The following is a 22691-nucleotide window of genomic DNA, read 5'->3' on the forward strand; positions in this document are numbered from 1 at the left end:
ATGTCATTACTAGCATTTGAAAATGTATCCAAATCTTATGGAGCAACCCCAGCCCTTGAAAATGTTTCTCTTGACATCCCAGCTGGAAAAATTGTTGGTCTCCTTGGCCCAAACGGCTCAGGAAAAACAACCTTGATTAAACTAATCAATGGCCTCTTGCAACCAGATCAAGGACGTGTCCTTATCAACGATATGGACCCAAGCCCAGCAACCAAGGCCATCGTAGCTTATTTACCTGATACCACCTATCTCAATGAGCAAATGAAGGTCAAAGAAGCCCTAACCTACTTCAAGACCTTCTATAAAGATTTCAATCTGGAACGCGCCCATCATCTACTTGCTGACCTTGGCATTGATGAAAATAGTCGTCTCAAGAAACTATCAAAAGGTAACAAAGAAAAGGTACAATTAATTTTGGTTATGAGCCGTGATGCTCGTCTTTACGTTCTGGACGAACCCATTGGTGGAGTAGACCCAGCAGCCCGTGAGTATATCCTCAATACCATTATCAACAACTACTCCCCAACTTCTACCGTTTTGATTTCTACCCACTTGATTTCTGATATCGAGCCAATCTTGGATGAAATTGTCTTCCTCAAAGATGGAAAAGTCGTCCGTCAAGGAAATGTAGATGACATTCGCTATGAGTCAGGTGAATCCATTGACCAACTCTTCCGTCAGGAATTTAAGGCCTAAGCAAAGGAGATTATTATGTTTTGGAATTTAGTTCGCTACGAATTTAAAAATGTTAACAAGTGGTATTTAGCCCTCTACGCAGCCGTGCTAGTCCTTTCAGTCCCCCTAGGAATGCAAGGACACTACTATTCTTATATATCTTTCAAAGATAGCCAACCTTTCCTATTTATCTTTCTGGCTCTCGTCTTTGGCGGCTTGATAATTACACTTTGGATTTCAACCATTTTCTTGATTATCAAACGCTTCAAAGGTAGTGTCTATGACCGCCAAGGCTATCTGACTTTGACCTTGCCAGTTTCTGAGCACTATATCATCACAGCTAAATTAGTCGGAGCCTTCATCTGGTCTATACTTAGCTCGGCTGTACTGGCTCTAAGTGCTTTTCTTATTGTGACTATAACGGTTCCAGATTGGATGTCACATTATGACTGGTTTCCACTTGTAGAAACATACCTTCCTAAACTCTCTCTTGTGGGGTTATCCTTCCTACTAAATACTATTTCTGGAATCCTCTGCATTTACTTGGCCATTTCCATTGGACAACTGTTCAATGAATACCGTACCGCACTTGCTGTTGCAGCCTACATTGGTATCCAAATCGTCATAGGATTTATTGGAGTTTTCTTCAATACCAGTACTAACTTCTATGTCAATTCACTTGCAGGATTTAATGATAATTTCTATATGGGAGCAAGTACATCCATTATCGAGGAACTCATTTTCATAGCTATCTACTACCTCGGAATCTACTATATCTTGAAAAACAAGGTTAATTTGCAATAAAAAATGCCCAGCTAAAAAGCTGGGTTTTGATTTAACTCAATATCAAACTGGCTACGATAGGGCTGACAAAGACATAGAGAATACCTGTGACACCGATAGTCAAACCACCCATAGCTCCTGCTACAGAGCCGTATCGAAAGGCTGTGCCTGTTCCGACTGCATGGCCTGTTCCTCCAAGGGAAAGACCAACAGCTACTGGATCATCAATTTTCAACCACTTCAAAAGGGTTGGGCCGATGACACTGGTTAAAATCCCAGTTGCGACTACAACGACCAAGGTCACGGTCGTCAGACCTTGCAATTTTTCTGTGATTCCCACTGCCATAGCGGTTGTTACTGACTTAGGAAAGAGAGAAATGGCTAAGAAAAAGTCCATGCCAAAAATCTTAGCCACAAGGGCTGTGAAAGAGGTATTGACCACTACCGCTAGCAGACTACCAAAGAGAATACTCCGAGCATGGTGCTTCATCAGATGAAAACTCTTATAAAGCGGAATCCCTAGAGCCACGGTTGATGGGACAATCAAATTGTTCAGATAAACCCCACCTTGGTAGTAATCTTGGTAAGAAATACCCGTCACTTTTAGAAAGATGATAATAAAGATGGCTGACAAAAGCAAGGGCGTTGTCAATGGATGAGGAAACCGTCTGTAAATCAGCATTCCCACTAGATAAGCTAGGATTGATAGGGCCAGCCCAAATAGGGGATTGGAAACAAATTCACTCATTTGGCATCTCCTTTCTCATAATCTCCCTCAAACCGTCGTTTGATAAACTGAACTACCAAGGCTATGAGGATAATATTGATGACTGCTGCAAAAAAGATAATCAAAACAATGGGCAAAAGATAGGGAGCAATCACATCAAACTTCTCCATGATTCCCACTGCTGGCGGCAAAAAGAGAATGGTCATATTGGCCAGCAAGAAATTCCCCACCATGTTGACATGCCTGGTTCTCAGCCACTTGAATTGTAGGGCTAGAAAAAGAATAATCAAGCCGATAATACTGCCTGGGATGGGCAAATGAAAGAAACTGGAAATCCCCTCTCCGATTAGAGAAATCACAAAGAGAATCATTAATTGAACATATAATTTCATCCTAAACTCCACGAAATAGACTTCTTGCATACCAGTTTACTCTTTTTTCAGAAAATTTCAAGGAAATACACAAGGGATAATGAAAATTAGAGAGGAAAGGGGATACAGACAATTCTTGACTTGTAAAAACAGGCATGATTTAGGATAAAAGATGCCTGCGTCCTTATTGCCAGCTTGATTTAAAAGTAGTATAATTATTGCATGCGCAATCATCTTGTGATATAGAAAGCGTCCGTGAATGGACTTTCTTCTATTTATGAATCTAAAAAGAAAGGAGATACTATGACCTATTTGGAAAAATGGTTTGACTTCAATCGTCGTCAAAAAGAAATTGAAAGTCTCTTGGAAGAGACCGTTGCCCAGCAAAGCGAGCAAAGTCTGACCTTGAAAGAGTTCTACCTGCTCTACTATCTGGACTTGGCTCAAGAAAAATCTCTACGCCAGATTGATCTGCCAGATAAACTTCACCTGAGTCCGAGCGCTGTTTCTCGGATGGTGGCTCGCTTGGAAGCTAAAAATTGCGGTCTACTTAGTCGCATGTGTTGTGATCAAGATAGACGCTCTAGCTTTATCTGCCTGACAAGTGATGGGCAAAAAACACTAGCCTCTCTACAGAAGGCTGTCGAAGCAAGCTTGGAAACTGGTTTGGATTTCTTGATTTAAGATGATTTTTTAAAAAAGTTGCGTGCGCAATCATTTTTCTTGACATTCTCTTTTACAAGGAGTAAAATAAAGTCATCATTAAACAAAGGAGTTTTTAAAATGATTGAAATTACCTATCTAGACGCCAGCAAGAACGAAAGAACTGTAACGTTCGAATCTTATGAAGACTTTGATCGTTCACAACAAGCTTGCCTCATCGGCGTCGCAGACTACTACCCTGTTCAAAAATTGACTTACAACGGTCATGATTTGGACTACCATGGGACTTATGGAGATATCTTCTTCTATCTCAAGAAACAAGATTTAAGCCAATATAACTAAAAAAAGGAGAAATACAATGGCAAAAGCAATTACAGACGCAACATTCGAACAAGAAACTAAAGACGGTTTGGTCTTGGTAGACTTTTGGGCAACTTGGTGTGGTCCATGTCGTATGCAAGGTCCAATCTTGGATAAATTATCTGAAGAACTTTCAGAAGATGTCTTGAAAATCGTTAAAATGGACGTTGATGAAAATCCAAACACTGCTCGTGCTTTTGGAATCATGTCTATCCCAACTCTTCTCTTCAAAAAAGACGGCCAAGTTGTCAAACAAGTTGCTGGTGTTCACACAGCAGAACAAATCAAGGCCATCGTTGCTGAATTGAGCTAATCATATTAGAGACCAAGTCCTTTCTTTGGTCTCTTTTTTCTTGCCCTTTGCCATTTTTCAAAAAATATGCTAGACTATAGGTAGAATATTACGATGTTTGGGACATGCCATCGCTAAAAAAAACCTCTACTTGGTATTTTTTAGCTCCCTCATGGGAGCTTTTTGCGTGCTCTGAACATTTCCCATTTTGGAAGGAGTACTATGAAACGTCAATCAGCCTTGGTCGTCTTTAGTGGCGGTCAAGATTCCACAACCTGCCTCTTTTGGGCCAAAAAACACTATGAAACAGTCGAAGCTGTCACCTTTGCCTATGGCCAACGCCATCATCTCGAAATTCAAGTTGCCCAAGAAATCGCTAAGGAACAAGGCATTCGTCATCACATCTTAGATATGTCTCTGCTGGGGCAAATCACTGAAAATGCCTTGACCTCTGATATGGAGATTGAGCAAAAAGAGGGAGAAATCCCTAACACCTTCGTTGATGGTCGTAACCATCTCTTTCTATCCTTTGCGGCTGTTCTTGCTAAGCAACGTGGCATTAAAGATATCGTGACAGGTGTCTGCGAGACAGACTTCTCTGGCTACCCTGATTGCCGAGATGTCTTTGTCAAATCCCTTAATGTTACCCTCAACCTTGCCATGGATTATGACTTTGTTATCCAAACGCCTCTCATGTGGTTAGACAAGGCTGAAACTTGGGAATTAGCCGACCAACTCGGTGCCTTTGACTATGTTCGTGAAAAGACTTTGACCTGCTACAACGGTATTATTGGAAGTGGCTGTGGAGATTGCCCAGCCTGCCACCTACGTCAACATGGTTTAGATGTTTATCTCTCACAGAAAGGAGAGGCCTAATGTTTTTTGCACCCAAAGAAATCAAACAGGAAACTGGAGAGTCTCTGGTCTACAATCCTCACAGAACCTTGGTATCAAAAGAATTTACCTTTGATGCTGCCCACCACCTCTTTCACTATGAGGGGAAATGCAAATCCCTTCATGGCCACACCTATCATCTGCAGATTGCTGTTAGTGGATTTTTAGATGAGCGTGGCATGACCTACGATTTCGGAGACATCAAAGCTATCTATAAGAACTACTTAGAGCCCCACTTGGATCATCGCTATCTCAATGAAACTCTGCCTTATATGAACACGACTGCCGAAAATATGGTTTACTGGATTTTCCAAACCATGAGTCAAGAGTTACCTGATGAGCGTGGTCTTCGTTTGGAATACGTTCGCCTCTATGAGACTCCGACTGCCTTTGCGGAGTTTAGACGGGAGTGGTTAGATGACTAGGGAACGTGTCCTCAAACTACCAGTTCTAGAAATTTTTGGGCCAACCTTTCAAGGCGAAGGCCGTGCAATCGGGCAGAAAACCATGTTTGTCCGCACTGCTGGTTGCGACTACCACTGCGACTGGTGCGATTCTGCCTTTACTTGGGACGGCTCTGAAAAACCAACTCGCATGACAGCTGACGAGGTCATTGCTGCCTTGGATAAATTGGGGAGCTACGACTATGTCACCCTATCTGGGGGAAATCCTGCTATCCTAGCAGCCAACATGGCCGAATTGGTCACTAAACTCAAGGAACGTGGTGTCACTCTTGCTGTTGAGACCCAAGGCTCCCGCTGGCAAAATTGGTTAAAAGACATCGACCAGGTCACTCTGAGTCCCAAACCTCCTTCATCCAAGATGGAAGTCAACTTTGAGACCTTGGACTTTATCGTTTCCCAACTTGATCCAGACAAGCTCACCTTTAAAATTCCTGTCTTTGACGATGCCGATTTGGCCTTTGCCAGAGGCATACAAGAGCGCTATAAACCAGATGTCCTCTTCTTATCGGCTGGAAATCCTGAGCCCAAGGCCACAGGCAATATTGTCCAAGACCAACTGGACCGCCTCAAAGAACTCTGGGAACGTGTCGCTGCCGACGATAGCTGGGGCAATGTCCGCGTCCTTCCTCAACTGCATACCCTCCTCTACGATAATCAACGTGGTGTTTAAGATTAGAAAGAAAAAATCATGTCACAACAAGAAGAAATGAAAAACCTCAGCCTACTAGGCAACAAAGAAACCAACTACATTTTCGAATATCAACCAGAAGTCCTGGAATCCTTTGACAATCGTCATGTTGAAAATGACTATTTCATCAAATTTAACTGTCCTGAATTTACCTCACTTTGCCCAATCACTGCTCAGCCAGACTTTGCGACGATTTATATTTCCTACATCCCTGACAAGCTCTGTGTTGAGTCAAAATCCCTCAAACTCTACCTCTTTAGCTACCGAAATCACGGAGATTTCCACGAAAACTGTATCAACACCATCGGGAAAGACTTGGTCAACTTGCTAGACCCTCGTTATTTAGAAGTTTGGGGAAAATTCACTCCGCGCGGTGGTATCTCAATTGACCCCTACTACAACTACGGTAAGCCAGGAACCAAGTATGAAGGTCTGGCAGAACAACGCCTCTTCCAACACGACCTCTATCCAGAGAAAATTGACAACCGTTAAACTCAAACTCAATGAAAATCAAAGAGCAAACTAGGAAGCTAGCCGCAGGCTGCTCAAAGCACTGCTTTGAAGTTGTAAATAAGACTGACGAAGTCCGCTCAAAACATGGTTTTGAGGTGTAGATGAAACTGACGAAGTCAGCTCAAAGCACTGCTTTGAGGTTGTAAATGAAGTTGACGTGGTCTGAAGAGATTTTCAAAGAGTATCATACGAAAAGCCCTGTTCCTCAAGCTGAGGAGCAAGGCTTTTTGAGTTTCAATTATTCTTCTGTTCCAAGGAAGTTTTTCGCAACAAGGGCTGCAAGAACTCCACCAGCGATTGGTGCAAGGATGAAAATCCATACTTGTTGAAGGGCTGCGCCACCTACCAAGACAGCTGGTGCCAAACTACGAGCTGGGTTTACTGAAAGCCCAGTAATGTTCAATCCCACAAGAATCATAGCCATCAAGGACAAACCGATTACCAAACCAGCAATCGCACCATTACCCTTGCTTTCTGAAGTCACGGTCATAATAACCAAGACAAACAAGAAGGTTGCGATAACTTCAAACAAGAAACCGCCAAAGACAGTGACACCGTTTGCCAAGGCATTTTCACCAAGACTAGCAGTTGGCATGCCTGAGTTAGACAAGAGGAAGAATACTGCAACTGACGCAAGGAAAGCTCCAACTACTTGTCCAAGGATGTAGTTTACAAGCTCTGAAGATGACAAACGTTTGTTTACAAACATAGCGATCGAAACAGCTGGGTTCAAATGAGCACCTGAAACAGTTCCGATTGAGTAGGCTGCAACCACGATGGCTAAACCAAAGGCAAAGGCGATTCCAAGGTGACCAAGGCCATCAAGACCATTTCCAAAAACAACAGCTCCTGTTCCGATGAACACAAGCATGAACGTACCGATTAACTCAGCGACAAATTTTTTCATTTTCTTTCTCCTTTTTTCAAAAACTAGATACTAGTCTATCAAAAGAAGGAAAGGGTTTCAAGAAAATTGATTGAAAATTTTCAGGATAAAATCCTATAAAAACGGTAGTGTTTATTTGAAACATTTTTTCTAAAGGTATATACTATTAACATAGTTCAAATAGGTTATTTAATCCCTCATTTGAACTAATTTTACAACTTTGCTGTTCTTTTATGAACGTTTGAATGGTATCGTGGATACCAAGGAGGAATCATATGTCTAAAGTTGCTATTGTCACAGGTGCAGGTCAAGGAATCGGTTTTGCAATCGCAAAACGATTGGTTCAAGATGGCTTTAAGGTAGGAGTCTTAGACTACAATCCCGAAACAGCTGAAAAAGCTGTTGCTGAATTATCAGCTGAAAATGCCCTTGCTGTCGTGGCCGATGTTTCGAAACAGGCCGAAGTTGCACAAGCATTTCAAAAAGTTGTTGACCATTTTGGTGATTTGAATGTTGTCGTAAATAACGCTGGTGTTGCTCCAACTACTCCTCTTGATACAATTACTGAGGAACAATTTACACGCACTTTCGGTATCAACGTTGGTGGTGTCATTTGGGGTTCACAAGCTGCACAAGCACAATTTAAAGCACTTGGCCACGGAGGTAAAATTATCAACGCAACCTCTCAAGCTGGTGTAGTCGGTAACCCAAATCTAACTGTTTACGGTGGAACCAAATTTGCTGTTCGCGGAATCACGCAAACATTAGCACGTGATTTAGCAGACTCAGGCATCACCGTTAACGCCTACGCACCAGGTATTGTGAAAACACCAATGATGTACGATATCGCTCATGAAGTTGGTAAAAATGCAGGAAAAGATGACGAATGGGGTATGCAGACATTTGCAAAAGATATTACTCTAAAACGTCTATCTGAACCAGAAGATGTGGCTGCAGCCGTCAGCTTCCTTGCAGGACCAGATTCAAACTACATTACAGGACAAACCATTATCGTTGATGGTGGTATGCAATTCCATTAAGATACACAAAAAGAGGTTGGAAAATGATTCAACCTCTTTTATTAGTTTTCATTATAGGAGGATACAATAGAAACTCTTTCAATAAGTAATATTAGCTAATCTCTAATATTGAAAAGACTGGATAGCTTCTTTCAAGTCATCTTGTAAACTATTTCTCTGGTCGAGTTGTACATAGACTTCTAAGAGACAGGATCTGAAATTGGAAAATTTATAAAAATCTTCCGTCTCTTCTATCGGGAAATCAGTGACTTTATCCAAGAGGCTAGTGTCGCTTGCTCCACCTTGCCTTGCAAAATAGGTTCGTAAAGCACTCTGGCTAAGCGCCATTCCTCATCATCTATAAATCGAATCGAAATTCTTTTAAACAGTTGACCAAGGATCTCAAACACCTCATAAATTCGACTTGCAGAAAAGTCTGGATGACAAACGACTTCAGTCAAGAGATCCGCTCCATGCGCAAAAGCATGTACCCAACCATACTGGCTTGAAAAACCAGTCGTATCCTCTTCTTTTTCAAGGTAGTGCAAACCTTGATCGAGCATCGTATTTCTGATATCAGTTTTAAGCACTTGATAATAAATAGAGTGTTGGTTGCCATCGGCAGATAAGAGATTGGCATAAATAAGTGCCCTAAAAGAACGTTCAAGGGTTGACAGGCCTACCTTATCAATCTCTTTATCTAGTCCACCATCAGAAACAATCATAGCAGATATAAATTGAAATTCCTCCTTTGTAAATAACTCTTCCTGAATCCCTCTAGCAAAGCTTGTAAAAACAAGGTCATCGCGAATTTCTGGAGAAGGATCTCCCAAATGATCAAGCAACCACTGGATTTCCTCCTGATGATAACTTGGTTTTTCTTCTGCTATTTTTCTAAGTAACTCTTGATACATGGTCAATACCTTTACATTTCTAGCAACTTGATATAATCCAGACCCCATTTCTCGACAGCATCTAAAACAACTCTGAATTCCTGCCCCATTTCGGTTAAGCTGTACTCAACTCGTGGTGGAACTTCGGCATAGACCTTTCGTTGAACAATCTTATCCTTTTCTAATTGACGGAGATGACGGGTCAAAATAGTTTGAGTAATCCCAGGCAATAATCTCTGCAATTCTTTAAATCGTTTGGTACCCGTACTCAACTGATAAATGATTACCAGTGCCCATTTCCCCGTTAAAACCCTCTGCGTTGTCGCAAATGGACAAATACCATACTCACTCACTTTATTTGTCATAAAATATCTTCTTTCTATTTTTTAAAAAAAATTTATCTTTTAGTATCAATAATAGTACCACTTTTGATACTAGCTATCGAAAAAGTGTCTACTTGTTTTTTTGTTTGTAACTGTTACAATTATATCATAAAAAAGAAATGGAGAATATATATGTCAACAAACTTAGAAATTTTCAATGCTTATAACCAAGCTTTAATTGCTGGTGACTTTCCTGGTGTCTTTGAAACGATGGCAGACGATATTGTCTGGCATCAACCTGGTACTCATAGTATATCTGGTACAGTAGTTGGTAAGGACCAACTAGGACCTCACCTAGCTACATTTGCTGAGAAAACTAATGGAACTTTTAAGGTGGTAACAAATTGGGTTTCTGACAATAAGGATTTAATCGCAGCCAATGTTACTTTTCTTGGAACACGGGCTGATGGTACTGAACTCAATATGAACGGGATTGACCTCTTCCGCATTGAAGACGGAAAAATCAAAGAAGTTTGGCTCTTCTCTTCAGATCAAGCTGAAGAAGATAGCTTTTGGGGATAATTTAAGAGACCAGGACAAAAAATTTTGATTTTGGGAATTCTTTATTATAAATTTTTTAAAGCAATAGACTAGATAAAAAAGCGAACAAGACCGAATTTTGAGTATCAGATAACTCGTTTTGTTCGTTTTTTATATTTAAGGTTAAACTTTTGTCCCAGACTCTTTTAATTTACTCTCCCAACTGGGCACTGTAGGCGATAATCTGATCAACTGTGTCAGACAAGAATTGGATGGTATCACGAAGTGGTTTATCTGTAGAGATATCTGCTCCGATAATCATAGCTGACTCAAGCGGTGTCTTGCTACCACCTGATTTGAGGAGATTGAGCCAGTCTTCAGCTCCAGTTTCTGAATGTTTCAGATGGAGGTAACCTGCAGTCGAGATGACTAGTCCTGCTGAGTAGGTGTAACTATACAAGCCCATGTAGTAGTGAGCTTGGCGCATCCAAGTCAGAGCTGCATCATCGTCAATTTCAATAGCATCTCCCCAGAATTCGGTCAAAACTTCCTTCATAATGCTGTTGAGTTTGCTTGCTCCGAAAGTTTCTCCTTCTTCAATCAATGTATACACCTTACGCTGGAAGGCTGCTTCCAAAAGGTGAGTGATAAAGTTATGGAAGTAGGTGTCTGTCAAGCGGTGAGCAAGGGCGAAACGTTTTTGACGAGGGTCATCAGACTGGTGCTCTAAGTAGTCACTGAGGAGCAATTCATTGAAAGTTGACGGTGCTTCAACATAGTAGGTCGACATGTGGGCATTAAAGTAGCTTTGATGATTATCTGAAAAGATGAATTGACCAGAATGCCCGATTTCATGAATCAAGGTATAGACATCACTCAAACGACCTGTCCAGCTCATAAGGACATATGGATGCACGCGATATGGGTCCGCTGCATAGCCACCAGAATCCTTGCCACTATTGGCAGCAAAGTCCACCCAGCGCTCTTCTTGATAGCGAGCAACTTCCTGACAATATTCTTGCCCCAAAGGTGCGACTGACTTCATGACCAAATCGTAGGCGTCGTCAATAGTCACTTCAGGATTCAGGGCGCTATCCAAGTCCAATTTCCAGTCTGCAAAGGCCATCTTTTCAAGACCATTAACCTTGGCAACGTGTTTGAGATATCTCTGAGCAACTGGCGCAAAATCCTTCATGATGAGGTCAATCTGACGGTCAAACATGACACGGTCCACTTCTTGTTCAGCCAGAAGATAATCAAAGACTGAGTCGTAACCCTTCATATCTGCCAGTAGTTTTTCAGACTTGACTTGGGCTAGATAGGCTGCTGCAGCAGTATTTTGGTGCTTACGAAGTCCCTCTGAGAAAGAACGGAAAGATTTCTCACGAACCTCAGCATCCTCATGATTTTGGTAGAAATTCTCATAGGTCACAAAACTGTTTTTGTAGGTCTTTCCATGGGCTTCAAAGTCAGCCATTTCGAAATCCCCAGCTCGCATCTTAGTGTAAATATCCTGCGGACTGTAGAAAACTTCACCAAGATTGGTCAAGGCCTTCTCCACATCAGCCCCTAGATAGTGGGCTTTTTTGATTTTGGCCTGACGAATGACCGCCGTCAAATGAGGTAATTCACCCAAACGGTCCAAGACTTTCTCATCAGCTTCCACCAAAGCATCGTCAAAAAAGGTCAAGGCTACACTGGCATCTGTTTCAAATTCCATACCAGCTTGGGCAATATTAGCAAATTCGTCATTGCTATAGTCTGTCGTCTGAGGCATAAATCCATAGTTACCAATATGGCTCATCTGAATGTAGATTTGTTCCAATTCCGCAAAGGCCTTTTCAAAATCCTCAAAAGTATGAAGATTGCCCTTATAGTCACGGCTAAACTGGTTGATGTCTTCACAAGCCTTCTCGATTGCACGCAAGAAATCCTCACGGTCTTGGTATAGGGCTGTTAAATCCCAAAGTTCCTTCTCTGGAAATTCTGAACGGTGTTTTTGTTCCATTTTCTTCCTCTCATTTCTCTAATTCTAATAAAACACTAAGGGCTGATAAGGCGTAAAGCGGTGCTGTTTCTGCTCGCAAAATGCGAGGACCAAGTCCTGCCAAAACGGCTCCTTTAGCTTCAAAACTTTCGATTTCTGCAGGTGACAGACCGCCTTCTGGACCAAAGATAAAGAGCAATTTGTCTCCTTTCTCGAGTCCAGTAACTGCTTGTAAAAGCGCAGCCGCTTCTCCTTCTTTGGCCGACTCTTCATATGCCACTACGATAGAGTCAAACTGGTCTAGTTGGGCTAGAAAATCTGCTTTCTTCTCAAAAAGCTGGATACTTGGAACAATATTACGCTTGCTTTGTTCTGCCGCTCCAAGGGCAATTTTTTCTAGTTTTTCGACCTTTTTACCCAACTTCTTACCATCCCACTTGGCTACTGACCAATCGGCAGGAAAAGCCCAAATCTGGCTGGCACCTAGTTCCGTCACCTTTTGAGTGATAAACTCCAACTTATCTCCCTTGGGAAAACCAGATGCAATGGTCACTTGAACGGGCAGTTCCACATTGTCATCTAGTTCTTCTACCAATTCAAACTGACGAGCTTCCACATCCAGCACGCGCGCCAAGCGCTTAATTCCATCATCAAAGATCAAAGTAACCTCATCATCTTCTTTCAAGCGCATAACCTGAAACATATGCTTGCTGGTTTCCTTGTCCTCGATGGTGACAGGAGAGACTGCATTCCCCTTGACAAAATACTGTTGCATGCTAGCCTCCAATCACACCGGAAATATCCTTGGTTTTCTTGAAAACACAGGCATTCCATTCCCCTTGAACCATGTGAGTTTCGAGGAAAAATCCAGCTGACTCAGCCGACTCGCGCACCATATCCCACTTGTCCTTGATAATGCCACTCATGATGAGGTAGCCTTCATCCTTGACCAAGCGGTAAGCATCATCCGTCAAATGAATAAGGATATCCGCCAAGATATTAGCCACAATCACATCTGCCTCAATCTCAACTCCCTTAAGCAAGTCTCCTGCTGCTACATGAATGTTTTCCATACCAAGGTTGAGCTCAATATTTTCCTGAGCAACACGAACTGCCACATCATCCAGGTCGTAGGCAAAGATTTCCTTGGCACCAAGTAGCGAGCTGGCAATAGAGAGAACCCCTGAACCAGTACCCACATCTAGCACTGTTTCCCCACCACGAAGAACCTGCTCCAAGGCAAAGAGGCTCATCTTAGTGGTTGGATGGGTCCCCGTACCAAAAGCCATACCTGGATCCAGCTTGATAATCTTTTCCCCAGCAGTCGCCTCATAGTCCGTCCAAGACGGCACGATGGTCAAATCATGAGTGATACGAGCTGGTTCATAGTATTTCTTCCAGTTGTCTGCCCAGTCTTCCTCAGCCAAGGCAGTCGTACCCATCTTGACCTCTCCCAAGTCCATAAAATCAGTTAGTTCCGCGAGACGGGCCTGCAAGTCTGCCTCAACCGTTGCTACATCAACCGTATCAGGGTAGTAGGCTGTCACTACGATTTCTTCTTGCTGCTCAACCTCTGGGAAAATCTCGCCGAAGCGGTCAACATTTCCCACATAGTCCATACTATCTTCGATCGCAACACCTTGCGCTCCTAGCTCAATCAAGAGATTGGAAACCAACTCCTCTCCCTCACGCTTGACTGTAACTTTTAACTCTTGCCATGTTTCCATCATTAAGATACCAAGCCCGTCAAACACAAAGCCAAAATAGGAAACTCTCTGAAGACGTTTGTGTCTAAGAGAAGTTTATCTTTTTGGCACCGTGTTTAGGGCGGGTTCAGTTTAGAAATTTAACTGAACCATCCTTTCTAATCACTTACTTTTAAATAATCTTTTAATCTCTCTTGCAACTGAGGTACAACTTGACTGGAACTAAGAAACTCCTCAACATTCATCAGCTGATAATCCTGTCCCTCATCTCCAAAGGTAATATTGTCAAATTGTTCTTGTCTTAGCTGACCAACCATAAAGACCGATTGCTTGCCTTCAAAGATTACGCTAGGATAAATTTTGCCCCAAAGCAAACAATCTTCATTTAAATGAATTCCCAGTTCTTCATAAACTTCACGCGCTGCGCATTCAAAGGGACTTTCATCCCCTTCACGGCCACCACCTGGCAACTCCCACATGTTGGGACAAGGGATATCGTCCTTGTCATCACGTAAGATAGTCAAGATCTTATCCCCACAAATCAAGGCAATCTTGCAACCTTGGAAATCAGAAATTTCTATTTCCATATTAGACTCCTTCGGTTAATTCCTTTTCCAGCTCGGCTAACCAGTTTTGATAATAGCTTTTCTCATCCAGTAACATCCGGCTACTATTCATTTTCTGTCTAGCAATCTTCATAGCCTTGTGAGTTTGAACTACATCTTTCTTTACCTTAAATTGATACCAAGCTTGAATGACCTGCATATCTGCTGTTTTTATAGATAAAAAGGATTTGACCCCTCGAATACTTGCATATTCTTCCGCTTTCTTATTATCTCCTTCCATCAGAGCAACTTGAAGAAGGTATAATTGAGAGCTAGTTTTAGACATTGGATTATCTGTTTTCTCTAGCACAGACTGAAACTGTTGCTTTGCAAGCTCTATATTATCATCCAATATGAATACCAACCCCTGAAGAGTCTGAACACTTTCTGCAAAACTCCCACTCACCTCCTCATCAACAGGCATGATAAAGTCTTTTAAATCATATTCTTGAGGAGCTAGCAAGGTCTGGGCAGAATGCCTCAACATCAGGTAGGCGTATTTGGTATTTTCAGGGTGTTGTAGCAATTCCCAAATTTTTGCTCCATCGGTAATCCCAACTGGCAGAACATTGAAAAGAAGAAGAGATAAATTTAGACAAATCCAAGTGCCTGCAAAATACCAGCTTCTTGTCAAAAAACCAAAAAGTGTTGCCAATAATAGCAAGCTAAGATGAACCATCAATCCTCCTGAAAGCATCAGGATGATTCTTTGATCACTTTCATCTTCTTTCAATCCAATGTACTGAGCACCAACATTTTTCAGAACAGCTGTTCGACTAAGAGAAAACTTGCCTGACCTTTTGGTCAGAAGAAAATTCCCTAATCCAAAAGCCACCAGTCGATATCCTGTCAAGTAACCGCAAACTGCATGCCCCAGCTCATGAAGAATAAAGATTAAATACATGCTTAAAAGAGCGAAGGTATAACCAAAAGTAAAGGCTAAAAATGCGGAATACCCCAACTCTGCAAATGCGATAGTTCCACAAGCAAAAGCTAGCATAATAAGGACAAAAGCTAGCACATAAACTAAATAAGTCCCAATTTTTTTCATAAAGTCTCCAACCAACTCCTAGTATCTTGGATAAGGATAAAATTCTCCCTCTTCCAAGCCGACTTTTCCTTCTTCAAAGACTTCTTGGTTCCATTCCATGACAAATTCTTCTGCTTCTGGGTCTTCCAAAAAGTCCATGAGGGCATCTAGTCCAACCTCGGCAGTATCTTTAAGGAATAGCGCAAAATAAGCTAAAAATTCACGAGAAAATCCTTTTTTAGGTAGGTAAGGAATGACCGTCAAATAGTCTTCTGCATTGACTGTTGATTTGGCAGGATTGTAAAAAAGCACTGCTTCTTCAAAGAGGATATCGTCTGACGAAACCTCTCCGTCTTCATCCACCATCTCCACACCTGCAGCATTTTGCGCTTCCAATAGAAAACTCACTTCTACCGCGTGATTGCGCTTGTCCCAACTAATCTCAAAGTCAAAGGGAAAATTCTTCTCCAACTCTTCCTCTAAAACATCTAAAAATCCATATGTTGCCATTTTGTCCTCTTTCTATGCGACTCTTTAATCGCCCCGATTGCTCGGAAATATGCTAAAATAGATACTACCATCTTACCACATATACATCAGAAAATCCACGTTAGAAAGGACTGCTATGCCAGACAATCTCGCGCTTCGCATGCGCCCTAAAACCATCGACCAGGTCATTGGTCAGGAACATCTGGTCGGACAAGGAAAAATCATTCGTCGCATGGTGGAAGCCAACCGCCTGTCCTCCATGATTCTCTATGGCCCTCCGGGAATCGGCAAGACCAGTATTGCCTCTGCCATCGCAGGGACGACCAAGTATGCCTTTCGAACTTTCAATGCGACAGTTGATAGTAAAAAGCGACTGCAAGAAATCGCCGAGGAAGCAAAATTCTCTGGAGGACTAGTTCTCCTGCTGGACGAAATTCATCGTCTAGACAAGACCAAGCAAGACTTTCTACTTCCACTCTTGGAAAGTGGACTGGTCATCATGATTGGCGCTACGACTGAAAATCCTTTCTTCTCTGTCACTCCTGCCATTCGTAGCCGTGTTCAAATTTTTGAGTTGGAACCTCTGTCTAACCAAGACGTCAAAGAGGCTCTTCAGATAGCTCTAAGTAACCCTGAGCGTGGTTTTGATTTTCCAGTAGAACTAGATGAGGATGCGATGGATTTCATCGCATCCTCTACAAACGGAGACCTTCGCTCTGCCTTCAACTCACTGGACTTGGCTGTTCTTTCTACCCCTGAGAATGATGAGGGCATTCGCCATATCACTCTAGACATCATGGAAAATAGTCTTCAGAGAAGCTACATTACTATGGATAAGGATGGAGACGGACACTACGATGTACTCTCAGCCCTGCAAAAGTCCATCCGTGGCTCGGATGTTGATGCCAGTCTCCACTATGCTGCTCGCTTGATTGAGGCTGGTGATTTGCCAAGTCTCGCTCGTCGCTTGACTGTTATCGCCTATGAAGATATCGGCTTAGCCAATCCTGAAGCCCAGATTCACACCGTGACTGCTCTGGATGCTGCACAAAGGATTGGTTTCCCAGAAGCCCGCATTCTCATTGCCAATGTCGTGATTGATTTGGCCCTTTCTCCAAAATCCAACTCAGCCTATGTAGCTATGGATAAGGCGCTTGCCGACCTCAAAACATCAGGGCACTTGCCTATTCCGCGACACCTGCGTGATGGGCACTACAGTGGAAGCAAGGAACTGGGGAATGCCCAAGACTATCTCTATCCACACAACTATCCTGGAAATTGGGTCAAGCAAGACTATCTACCAGAAAAAATCCGCAATCATCACTATTTCCAAGCAGAAGATACTGGTAAATATGAACGGGCTTTGGCTCAAAGAAAGGAAGCTATCGACCGTTTGCGAAAAATCTGAAATCCTTTTCAAAAAATTGCACTTTCCTCTTGATTTTTTTTGAAAAAGTGGTATTATATAAACATAGAAACGCTGTGGTGTACGACTTCACACTTAAGTGTTGACCGACTATTTTTTGTATTATTAGGGAAACAAAAGTCTTCTAACAGCATGTAGGCCGTCTCACACGGAAACAGCTTCAGTTAGAGCGAGTTGCCCACCTGCTTAATTGCGCGGGTTCAATACAAACCGTGAAGTTTCGGCACCAATACAGCTTTTTTCTTTGCCTCCTTAGCTCAGCTGGCAGAGCAGCGGACTCTTAATCCGTGGGTCACAGGTTCGATCCCTGTAGGGGGCATCTAAATACAACAGGAAAAGCCTTGATAACCAAGGCTTTTTTGCTTATCTATAACTGATTTGCCTCATCATTTGCCCCACTTTTAAATCTATCTTTTCTTTTTGAACCAAATTACATCTTAACAAATAGTGTAAAGCCAGTTACTTTTGCTTTGATGCCATACAATATTTTCATGTAGAGAAGACAAATTTTATCTTCTCTTTTTATTTTCAAAATAATAAAAACTGATTTTCTTTTCATAAATCAGACTGAAACTTCCAAATTTTCCATTTTGTTTATTGACATTTCCTCTAAAAAGGTGTATAATATTTTTATTATTAAACTATACTATACTATACTATATAGGGGGTATTGAAATGAAATTTTCTAATCGTTTACTGCTATTCCTTGCAGGAGTTGTTTTTGTCCTTTTAGGACTTTTCCTATTTACAAACCCAGTAGCTAATCTTGTTGTTTACAGCTGGTGGATTGCATTTGGTTTACTGGTTTCTTCTATAGCAGCTATTTTAGGCTATTTCTCTGTACCAAAAGAGCTTCGCTCACCAGCTCATCTTTTCCAAGGGATTGTTAATCTTCTCTTAGCTCTTTACCTCGTTGCCTATGGCTTTGTGACGCTGCCAGTTGTCATTCCAACTATTTTAGGAATTTGGTTAATTGTAGAAGCCATTATAGCTTTCTTTAAAGGCAATCGTCTGGGATTGATTTTCCCTATTATTGGCAACCATATCATGTGGATAGCGTTGCTTGCATTTTTACTAGGTCTAGTGATTTTGTTCAATCCAGTAGCTACAAGTGTCTTTGTCGTTTATGTCGTTGCCTTTGCATTTTTAATTGTTGGTTTCACCTATATCCTTGATGCCTTTCGTAAATAATCTAGCTGCCATTTTGGGCATATTAAAAAAGCTGGGAAGTTACATTCTCAGCTTTTTATTTGCCTTCTTAGATCAGTCGGTAGAGCAGTAGACTCTTAAGCTATGGGGCGCAGGTTCGAGCCCTGCAGGGGGCACATCTAAATCAACAGAAATAAGCCTTGAAACCAAGGCTTTTTTTAACGTCTAATAGCTTTTTGTAGAAAAGTATTTAAAAATCATGACCACCCGTCAAACGGGTGGTTTGTCCCAGGGCTATAAGCCCAAATTACCAGCCAGCGCCTAAAGACGCTGGCTTTCACTTTGTTCAAGCCTTATTGCTCTTGACTCGTCACTTGCCTCTCAAAGAGGCTTTAGTATTACTTACCACTATCCCTAAAGGGATCCTCATATTCTTTTACACTTAATTTATCTAGTGCTATATCATGCTTTTCCTGTTCTTGAATATATTTCTTAATTGTGGCTTCATTAAGCCCTACTGTACTCACATAGTAACCTTCCGCCCAGAAATGCCGATTCCCAAACTTGTACTTGAGATTGGCGTGTTTGTCAAACATCATGAGTGCACTTTTTCCTTTTAAATAACCCATGAAACTCGAAACACTTATCCTTGGTGGAATACTTACTAACATGTGTACATGGTCTGGCATTAAGTGACCCTCGATAATTTCAACTCCTTTATAACTACACAAGCGATGAAATATTTCGCCTAAACTACTTCGATATTGATTATAGATAACTTTTCGTCTATACTTAGGGGTGAACACAATGTGATACTTACAGTGCCACTTTGTGTGCGATAAACTATGAGCCTTTTGTGCCATATTTTTCTCCTTTCGCTTTACAATTGGCTTGAACACCTTTATTGTATCGCGTTCGGAGTTTTTTTGGTATAACCTTCGACGCGCACCCGCATAGCGGGTGGTTGTTTTGTCTCGCACCTAACGGAGCGAGACGGACTAATAGTCACATAATAAAAGAGAAGAGAATCTCTCACTCTCTTCTCAGTATATCTTATTAAATTTAGTTTTTCTTAATCTAGCTGATTTTCCTTTGCAACGACAAATTCCTTAACCAATCGATAGATAACAGCAGATATCGGTGTAAAGAATATCATCCCAAGTAAGCCAAAGAGATTGCCTCCAATACTAGCAGCCGCAAGCGTGAAAATAGCTGGCAAACCAATAGACTGACCTACAACTCTAGGATAAATAAGGTTTCCTTCAATCAGCTGTATAACTTGATATAGAAGAAGAGAAAGTAAGGCTTGAGTAGGACTCACTGTGAAGATAAAAATCGCTCCCACAACACAAGCAATCATAGGCCCTACATAAGGAATGAACGATAGCACTCCTGCAAAGATACCTGTCATTACTCCATAGGGTATCCCAAACACGCTGTAACCAACCGCTATCATAACTCCTATGATAACTGCTTCAATCAGCTGACTCATCAAAAATTGGTCATAAGTCTCTAGTGCTACTTGTCCAATGTAAGTCAACTTTATCACCACCTTCTCTGGAAGAAAAACTTTTAGAAGTCGACTCGTCATCGCTGCCAGATGTTCCTTACTGGATAAAAATAAAAAGGTGAAGACTATAATCAAAAAGGCATTCATCAAACTTGAAAAAATATTGCCGATATTACTAGTCAGACCGGATAAGAAGGTTATCAAAGCTTGACTAATAGAGCTAGACTGTCCCTGTATGCCTGATACGATAGTTGACAGCATGTCTTTGGTTACAAATTCCGAGCTGTCTAGCAATTTCCTAAGTTGAGTCAGGACTGTTGAAAGGACTGCTCCCAGCTGACTAATAGTCTGGGCTAGGGTTGGCAGCACCAAAACCAAAAGAGCAATCACGATTAAGATAAGAGCTAGGAAAACAAGTACCATGGCAATCGGACGACGCAACTCTGCCTTTACCTTCAATTTAACTAAGTACTGTTCAATTTTTTTCATAGGAACATTAAGCACAAAAGCAATAACAGCACCATAAATCAAGGTTGATATTACATCAAAGAGAGAGATTGCTCCTGATATAAAGCTCGATGCATTCAGAATTACAAGAGCAACCAGCCCTATAAAAAGTATTAACGGGGTGTATTTTTTTACTAAGTTCATAAATTCTCCTTAATAAACATGTTTAGATACGAGTATACTATTTGGTTTTTCAAACTCTCGATTAAGGTAGGCTTGGTAAGTTCCTGGAGCGATAAATCCTTTGGGTGAGAGGATATCGGTGCCAGCCTGACCGACTATGGTATCAGCCAAGAGCACACAGTTTGTAGATAAGACAAAGTAGGATTTAAACTTAGATTTGATAAATTTATAAAGTTCCCCATCCGTCTCATGTCTGATTTTATAAGCGTAGGTGCAGTCTTCCTTACCATCACCTGTCATGATTTTATCCGCACTTGGCTCCCATGGAATCGTCAGTTGTTTTAATTCAGCCAACTTTTTCTGAACTGCTTTTTCCATTTCAGGCGTCAAATCTATCCCATAACCAAAAAGCGTTTTTTGACTCTCACGTTTACATAGGTCAATGTACTTGTCACGATCACAGAAATATAAGACACCATCTCCTACCATGCCAAATAAGGTCTCAGAAGACGGATCATAGTTGCCATAAGAAATAACACGGCCTTGATAGCAGATATCCACATGACCAATTGCCGAAAACAGAGAGGTCTCAGCTGTATGAACAAAAATTTCAAGCTCCGCTGTCTTACCAGACTTCACTATTCCAAGATGGATATCTTCTTCCTCATCAGCATTTTCCAGCATAAATTTGTTAACTTTTGCTAAAGTTCTTGCAGGGATGAGAGCGGCTAGGACAATAGGTAAGCTAATTCTAATACGACGTTTGAGATGGTTTTTCCCAATTTCCTCCTCAAACAAGAAACCATCACGGATATTGGACACACCATAAAGGAAAAAATAAGCCCCTAATACAAAGAGTTGAAAGACAGAATTTCCTGTAGAGGACAAAAGACTAGTCCCACCAAGAAAAACTAGTACGAGTCCATCTAGTAAGAGACGAAAACGAGGTCGAATTTTGTTTTTGCGGTAGAGAACATAGGTGACAAGGTTAATACTAGCATGAAAAATCTGATAAACTCCAATCACAAGAGCCAAAATATAAATCGGCACATCCGTCGCAAGATTGGAGCCAAGCAAATATCCCAGCACTAACAATTTAACCAGTGCAACTCCCAAGGTGTCCGTTGACTGACTTTTTTTGAAAATACGTAATACTAAATCTAAGACCGTTGCTATCCAAGCTAAAAACAGAACCAGTCGAATAACCTTTACTGGCAACCAAGTCCCCGTGACCATCAAGATGAGACCTAGCAGAACAAACAAGAACCCCTGAGCAAGTAATTTCTTACCTGTCAGACCTAAAGATAGAATTTTCGCCATATAAAAACCTTTCAACAATAAAAATTAAACACTCCAATTAAACTGACTAGTAAATAGCCAACACTACAAACAGCCTGTGCCAGCAACATATGGTGACTAGAAATGACTGTAGTAATGTCACCATCTTGTCTTATGCACTTCTAAAATTTGTTATATTGATTAGAAACCAGAGCTTATAAAAACTAGCTAAACTCGAGAGATAGACACAATTGCGACGAAAAAATGTATAACCAATTCAACTTGTTAAGGTAAGAAAGCATTATTTCCAATCTATTAATTATTCATCTATTACCTATTATGACACAATATTCCCTATAGTTCAACTTTTTACTTGTTTTTATATTACACGGACTAAAAAGTTTTCAACAGTTGATTGCATTTGTTTTAATAAGTTTTAACCTTTCTTGGTTAGATAAAAAAAGAACCATACAGTTTAGAATCTGTATGGTTTTTGCCCCACTTTTGCCCCATTTTTAAATCATGACATTGAAATACCTAAAAGTACCTTCCGAAAATCACTTAAATTTCAACTTTTTAATTACTTTCAAGATGATATAGTCTCCCAAATCCATGGGGGCATCTACATACAACAGGAAAAGCCTTGGAATCAAGGCTTTTTTGTGTAGTCTTAGCACTAAAAAACGATAGAAAAAACACCCCTTCTGAACTGCACCCCAAAAGTTAGACAGAAAAAACCTAACTTTTGTGGCGCAGTTCATTCGCGTCACATGAAGTTATTTAAGCATCT

The 22691-nt window shown here is 41.2% G+C and carries 26 protein-coding genes, 1 tRNA gene and 1 pseudogene; 14 read left to right on the forward strand and 14 right to left on the reverse strand.

Features of this window, described 5'->3' with window-relative positions:
- Both FBF73_RS06580 and FBF73_RS06585 read left to right on the forward strand, forming a co-directional pair.
- Positions 1 to 696: an ABC transporter ATP-binding protein gene (locus FBF73_RS06580; protein ID WP_000054197.1), complete on the forward strand. Its 696-nt coding sequence runs from the start codon at positions 1 to 3 to the stop codon at positions 694 to 696.
- A 15-nt stretch (positions 697 to 711) separates the two neighbouring features.
- Positions 712 to 1479, forward strand: a complete 768-nt coding sequence (locus tag FBF73_RS06585; protein WP_049535005.1) for a hypothetical protein — start codon at positions 712 to 714, stop codon at positions 1477 to 1479.
- Positions 1480 to 1510: 31 nt separating this feature from the next.
- On the opposite strand, the gene FBF73_RS06590 is transcribed toward FBF73_RS06585, so the two are convergent.
- A complete protein-coding gene (locus tag FBF73_RS06590; RefSeq protein WP_136937309.1) occupies positions 1511 to 2206 on the reverse strand; it encodes an LrgB family protein in 696 nt (231 codons plus the stop codon).
- Positions 2203 to 2577, reverse strand: coding sequence for a CidA/LrgA family protein (locus FBF73_RS06595; protein WP_000781322.1), 375 nt, complete (start codon positions 2575 to 2577; stop codon positions 2203 to 2205). The genes FBF73_RS06590 and FBF73_RS06595 overlap by 4 nt, the downstream gene beginning before the upstream one ends.
- Positions 2578 to 2859: 282 nt before the next feature.
- On the opposite strand from FBF73_RS06595, the gene FBF73_RS06600 reads away from it, so the two are divergent.
- The 7 genes from FBF73_RS06600 to queF all read left to right on the forward strand — a co-directional run bounded on the left by FBF73_RS06600 (position 2860) and on the right by queF (position 6409).
- A complete protein-coding gene (locus FBF73_RS06600; RefSeq protein ID WP_136937310.1) occupies positions 2860 to 3240 on the forward strand; it encodes a MarR family transcriptional regulator in 381 nt (126 codons plus the stop codon).
- Between the two features lie 99 nt (positions 3241 to 3339).
- The gene (locus tag FBF73_RS06605; protein ID WP_000570255.1) at positions 3340 to 3561 is read left to right on the forward strand and encodes a DUF4649 family protein; all 222 of its coding nucleotides are present in this window, start codon (positions 3340 to 3342) and stop codon (positions 3559 to 3561) included.
- A 16-nt stretch (positions 3562 to 3577) separates the two neighbouring features.
- Positions 3578 to 3892, forward strand: coding sequence for a thioredoxin (trxA, locus tag FBF73_RS06610; RefSeq protein WP_001029581.1), 315 nt, complete (start codon positions 3578 to 3580; stop codon positions 3890 to 3892).
- A 201-nt stretch (positions 3893 to 4093) separates the two neighbouring features.
- Positions 4094 to 4747, forward strand: a complete 654-nt coding sequence (queC, locus tag FBF73_RS06615; RefSeq protein ID WP_136937311.1) for a 7-cyano-7-deazaguanine synthase QueC — start codon at positions 4094 to 4096, stop codon at positions 4745 to 4747.
- Positions 4747 to 5190, forward strand: coding sequence for a 6-carboxytetrahydropterin synthase QueD (gene queD, locus FBF73_RS06620; protein WP_000464575.1), 444 nt, complete (start codon positions 4747 to 4749; stop codon positions 5188 to 5190). The genes queC and queD overlap by 1 nt, the downstream gene beginning before the upstream one ends.
- Positions 5183 to 5899: a 7-carboxy-7-deazaguanine synthase QueE gene (queE, locus tag FBF73_RS06625; protein WP_136937312.1), complete on the forward strand. Its 717-nt coding sequence runs from the start codon at positions 5183 to 5185 to the stop codon at positions 5897 to 5899. The genes queD and queE overlap by 8 nt, the downstream gene beginning before the upstream one ends.
- An 18-nt stretch (positions 5900 to 5917) precedes the next feature.
- Complete coding sequence (queF, locus tag FBF73_RS06630) at positions 5918 to 6409, forward strand: preQ(1) synthase (protein WP_000082587.1); 492 nt, start codon at positions 5918 to 5920, stop codon at positions 6407 to 6409.
- A gap of 259 nt (positions 6410 to 6668) precedes the next feature.
- On the opposite strand, the gene FBF73_RS06635 is transcribed toward queF, so the two are convergent.
- Complete coding sequence (locus tag FBF73_RS06635; protein WP_136937313.1) at positions 6669 to 7337, reverse strand: MIP/aquaporin family protein; 669 nt, start codon at positions 7335 to 7337, stop codon at positions 6669 to 6671.
- Between the two features lie 254 nt (positions 7338 to 7591).
- On the opposite strand from FBF73_RS06635, the gene FBF73_RS06640 reads away from it, so the two are divergent.
- Entirely contained in the window at positions 7592 to 8356 is a 765-nt protein-coding gene (locus tag FBF73_RS06640) for a (S)-acetoin forming diacetyl reductase (RefSeq protein ID WP_136937314.1), read from the forward strand.
- 102 nt (positions 8357 to 8458) lie between these two features.
- On the opposite strand, the pseudogene FBF73_RS06645 reads toward FBF73_RS06640, so the two are convergent.
- A pseudogene (locus tag FBF73_RS06645) lies at positions 8459 to 9249 on the reverse strand (DUF2785 domain-containing protein).
- An 11-nt stretch (positions 9250 to 9260) separates the two neighbouring features.
- Entirely contained in the window at positions 9261 to 9593 is a 333-nt protein-coding gene (locus FBF73_RS06650) for a winged helix-turn-helix transcriptional regulator (protein ID WP_000182730.1), read from the reverse strand.
- 150 nt (positions 9594 to 9743) lie between these two features.
- Here FBF73_RS06650 and FBF73_RS06655 point away from each other — a divergent pair, with 150 nt between their 5' ends.
- Positions 9744 to 10133 (forward strand): nuclear transport factor 2 family protein, encoded by a 390-nt coding sequence (locus FBF73_RS06655; RefSeq protein ID WP_136937315.1) that lies wholly within the window; start codon positions 9744 to 9746, stop codon positions 10131 to 10133.
- A gap of 169 nt (positions 10134 to 10302) precedes the next feature.
- On the opposite strand, the gene pepF is transcribed toward FBF73_RS06655, so the two are convergent.
- From pepF to FBF73_RS06685, 6 genes are all read right to left on the reverse strand, one after another.
- On the reverse strand, positions 10303 to 12099 hold the full coding sequence (pepF, locus tag FBF73_RS06660; RefSeq protein ID WP_136937316.1) for an oligoendopeptidase F: 1797 nt from the start codon (positions 12097 to 12099) through the stop codon (positions 10303 to 10305).
- Positions 12100 to 12109: 10 nt separating this feature from the next.
- Positions 12110 to 12853, reverse strand: a complete 744-nt coding sequence (locus FBF73_RS06665) for a 16S rRNA (uracil(1498)-N(3))-methyltransferase (RefSeq protein WP_136937317.1) — start codon at positions 12851 to 12853, stop codon at positions 12110 to 12112.
- Between the two features lies 1 nt (position 12854).
- On the reverse strand, positions 12855 to 13805 hold the full coding sequence (gene prmA / locus FBF73_RS06670; protein ID WP_136937349.1) for a 50S ribosomal protein L11 methyltransferase: 951 nt from the start codon (positions 13803 to 13805) through the stop codon (positions 12855 to 12857).
- A gap of 137 nt (positions 13806 to 13942) precedes the next feature.
- Positions 13943 to 14371 carry an NUDIX hydrolase gene (locus tag FBF73_RS06675; protein ID WP_136937318.1) on the reverse strand — a complete coding sequence of 143 codons (429 nt, stop codon included), beginning with the start codon at positions 14369 to 14371 and terminating at the stop codon, positions 13943 to 13945.
- 1 nt (position 14372) lies between these two features.
- Positions 14373 to 15440 (reverse strand): M50 family metallopeptidase, encoded by a 1068-nt coding sequence (locus FBF73_RS06680; protein WP_169435190.1) that lies wholly within the window; start codon positions 15438 to 15440, stop codon positions 14373 to 14375.
- 18 nt (positions 15441 to 15458) lie between these two features.
- Positions 15459 to 15929 (reverse strand): DUF3013 family protein, encoded by a 471-nt coding sequence (locus FBF73_RS06685; protein WP_049531867.1) that lies wholly within the window; start codon positions 15927 to 15929, stop codon positions 15459 to 15461.
- Positions 15930 to 16044: 115 nt separating this feature from the next.
- On the opposite strand from FBF73_RS06685, the gene FBF73_RS06690 reads away from it, so the two are divergent.
- The 3 genes from FBF73_RS06690 (at position 16045) to FBF73_RS06700 (ending at position 18525) form a co-directional block, all read left to right on the forward strand.
- Positions 16045 to 17316 carry a replication-associated recombination protein A gene (locus FBF73_RS06690; RefSeq protein WP_136937320.1) on the forward strand — a complete coding sequence of 424 codons (1272 nt, stop codon included), beginning with the start codon at positions 16045 to 16047 and terminating at the stop codon, positions 17314 to 17316.
- A gap of 264 nt (positions 17317 to 17580) precedes the next feature.
- Positions 17581 to 17653 (forward strand) — tRNA-Lys (locus FBF73_RS06695).
- Positions 17654 to 18009: 356 nt separating this feature from the next.
- Positions 18010 to 18525 (forward strand): DUF308 domain-containing protein, encoded by a 516-nt coding sequence (locus FBF73_RS06700; protein ID WP_033681462.1) that lies wholly within the window; start codon positions 18010 to 18012, stop codon positions 18523 to 18525.
- Positions 18526 to 18881: 356 nt separating this feature from the next.
- On the opposite strand, the gene tnpA is transcribed toward FBF73_RS06700, so the two are convergent.
- The 3 genes from tnpA to FBF73_RS06720 all read right to left on the reverse strand — a co-directional run bounded on the left by tnpA (position 18882) and on the right by FBF73_RS06720 (position 21943).
- The gene (gene tnpA, locus FBF73_RS06710) at positions 18882 to 19346 is read right to left on the reverse strand and encodes an IS200/IS605 family transposase (RefSeq protein ID WP_000057429.1); all 465 of its coding nucleotides are present in this window, start codon (positions 19344 to 19346) and stop codon (positions 18882 to 18884) included.
- 209 nt (positions 19347 to 19555) lie between these two features.
- Positions 19556 to 20644 (reverse strand): AI-2E family transporter, encoded by a 1089-nt coding sequence (locus tag FBF73_RS06715; protein ID WP_169435191.1) that lies wholly within the window; start codon positions 20642 to 20644, stop codon positions 19556 to 19558.
- Positions 20645 to 20653: 9 nt separating this feature from the next.
- Positions 20654 to 21943 (reverse strand): DUF308 domain-containing protein, encoded by a 1290-nt coding sequence (locus tag FBF73_RS06720; protein WP_136937321.1) that lies wholly within the window; start codon positions 21941 to 21943, stop codon positions 20654 to 20656.
- Positions 21944 to 22691 lie beyond the last annotated feature (748 nt).

The organism is Streptococcus mitis (genome assembly GCF_005144795.1).
GTDB classification, from domain to species: domain Bacteria; phylum Bacillota; class Bacilli; order Lactobacillales; family Streptococcaceae; genus Streptococcus; species Streptococcus mitis_BB.

What these genes read in the sequence shown, in the direction of transcription:
- FBF73_RS06580 (WP_000054197.1), top strand. Translation starts at nt 1, where the DNA reads ATGTCATTACTAGCATTTGAAAATGTATCCAAATCTTATGGAGCAACC.
- FBF73_RS06585 (WP_049535005.1), top strand. Translation starts at nt 712, where the DNA reads ATGTTTTGGAATTTAGTTCGCTACGAATTTAAAAATGTTAACAAGTGG.
- FBF73_RS06590 (WP_136937309.1), bottom strand. Translation starts at nt 2,206, where the DNA reads ATGAGTGAATTTGTTTCCAATCCCCTATTTGGGCTGGCCCTATCAATC.
- FBF73_RS06595 (WP_000781322.1), bottom strand. Translation starts at nt 2,577, where the DNA reads ATGAAATTATATGTTCAATTAATGATTCTCTTTGTGATTTCTCTAATC.
- FBF73_RS06600 (WP_136937310.1), top strand. Translation starts at nt 2,860, where the DNA reads ATGACCTATTTGGAAAAATGGTTTGACTTCAATCGTCGTCAAAAAGAA.
- FBF73_RS06605 (WP_000570255.1), top strand. Translation starts at nt 3,340, where the DNA reads ATGATTGAAATTACCTATCTAGACGCCAGCAAGAACGAAAGAACTGTA.
- trxA (WP_001029581.1), top strand. Translation starts at nt 3,578, where the DNA reads ATGGCAAAAGCAATTACAGACGCAACATTCGAACAAGAAACTAAAGAC.
- queC (WP_136937311.1), top strand. Translation starts at nt 4,094, where the DNA reads ATGAAACGTCAATCAGCCTTGGTCGTCTTTAGTGGCGGTCAAGATTCC.
- queD (WP_000464575.1), top strand. Translation starts at nt 4,747, where the DNA reads ATGTTTTTTGCACCCAAAGAAATCAAACAGGAAACTGGAGAGTCTCTG.
- queE (WP_136937312.1), top strand. Translation starts at nt 5,183, where the DNA reads ATGACTAGGGAACGTGTCCTCAAACTACCAGTTCTAGAAATTTTTGGG.
- queF (WP_000082587.1), top strand. Translation starts at nt 5,918, where the DNA reads ATGTCACAACAAGAAGAAATGAAAAACCTCAGCCTACTAGGCAACAAA.
- FBF73_RS06635 (WP_136937313.1), bottom strand. Translation starts at nt 7,337, where the DNA reads ATGAAAAAATTTGTCGCTGAGTTAATCGGTACGTTCATGCTTGTGTTC.
- FBF73_RS06640 (WP_136937314.1), top strand. Translation starts at nt 7,592, where the DNA reads ATGTCTAAAGTTGCTATTGTCACAGGTGCAGGTCAAGGAATCGGTTTT.
- FBF73_RS06650 (WP_000182730.1), bottom strand. Translation starts at nt 9,593, where the DNA reads ATGACAAATAAAGTGAGTGAGTATGGTATTTGTCCATTTGCGACAACG.
- FBF73_RS06655 (WP_136937315.1), top strand. Translation starts at nt 9,744, where the DNA reads ATGTCAACAAACTTAGAAATTTTCAATGCTTATAACCAAGCTTTAATT.
- pepF (WP_136937316.1), bottom strand. Translation starts at nt 12,099, where the DNA reads ATGGAACAAAAACACCGTTCAGAATTTCCAGAGAAGGAACTTTGGGAT.
- FBF73_RS06665 (WP_136937317.1), bottom strand. Translation starts at nt 12,853, where the DNA reads ATGCAACAGTATTTTGTCAAGGGGAATGCAGTCTCTCCTGTCACCATC.
- prmA (WP_136937349.1), bottom strand. Translation starts at nt 13,805, where the DNA reads ATGGAAACATGGCAAGAGTTAAAAGTTACAGTCAAGCGTGAGGGAGAG.
- FBF73_RS06675 (WP_136937318.1), bottom strand. Translation starts at nt 14,371, where the DNA reads ATGGAAATAGAAATTTCTGATTTCCAAGGTTGCAAGATTGCCTTGATT.
- FBF73_RS06680 (WP_169435190.1), bottom strand. Translation starts at nt 15,440, where the DNA reads ATGAAAAAAATTGGGACTTATTTAGTTTATGTGCTAGCTTTTGTCCTT.
- FBF73_RS06685 (WP_049531867.1), bottom strand. Translation starts at nt 15,929, where the DNA reads ATGGCAACATATGGATTTTTAGATGTTTTAGAGGAAGAGTTGGAGAAG.
- FBF73_RS06690 (WP_136937320.1), top strand. Translation starts at nt 16,045, where the DNA reads ATGCCAGACAATCTCGCGCTTCGCATGCGCCCTAAAACCATCGACCAG.
- FBF73_RS06700 (WP_033681462.1), top strand. Translation starts at nt 18,010, where the DNA reads ATGAAATTTTCTAATCGTTTACTGCTATTCCTTGCAGGAGTTGTTTTT.
- tnpA (WP_000057429.1), bottom strand. Translation starts at nt 19,346, where the DNA reads ATGGCACAAAAGGCTCATAGTTTATCGCACACAAAGTGGCACTGTAAG.
- FBF73_RS06715 (WP_169435191.1), bottom strand. Translation starts at nt 20,644, where the DNA reads ATGAACTTAGTAAAAAAATACACCCCGTTAATACTTTTTATAGGGCTG.
- FBF73_RS06720 (WP_136937321.1), bottom strand. Translation starts at nt 21,943, where the DNA reads ATGGCGAAAATTCTATCTTTAGGTCTGACAGGTAAGAAATTACTTGCT.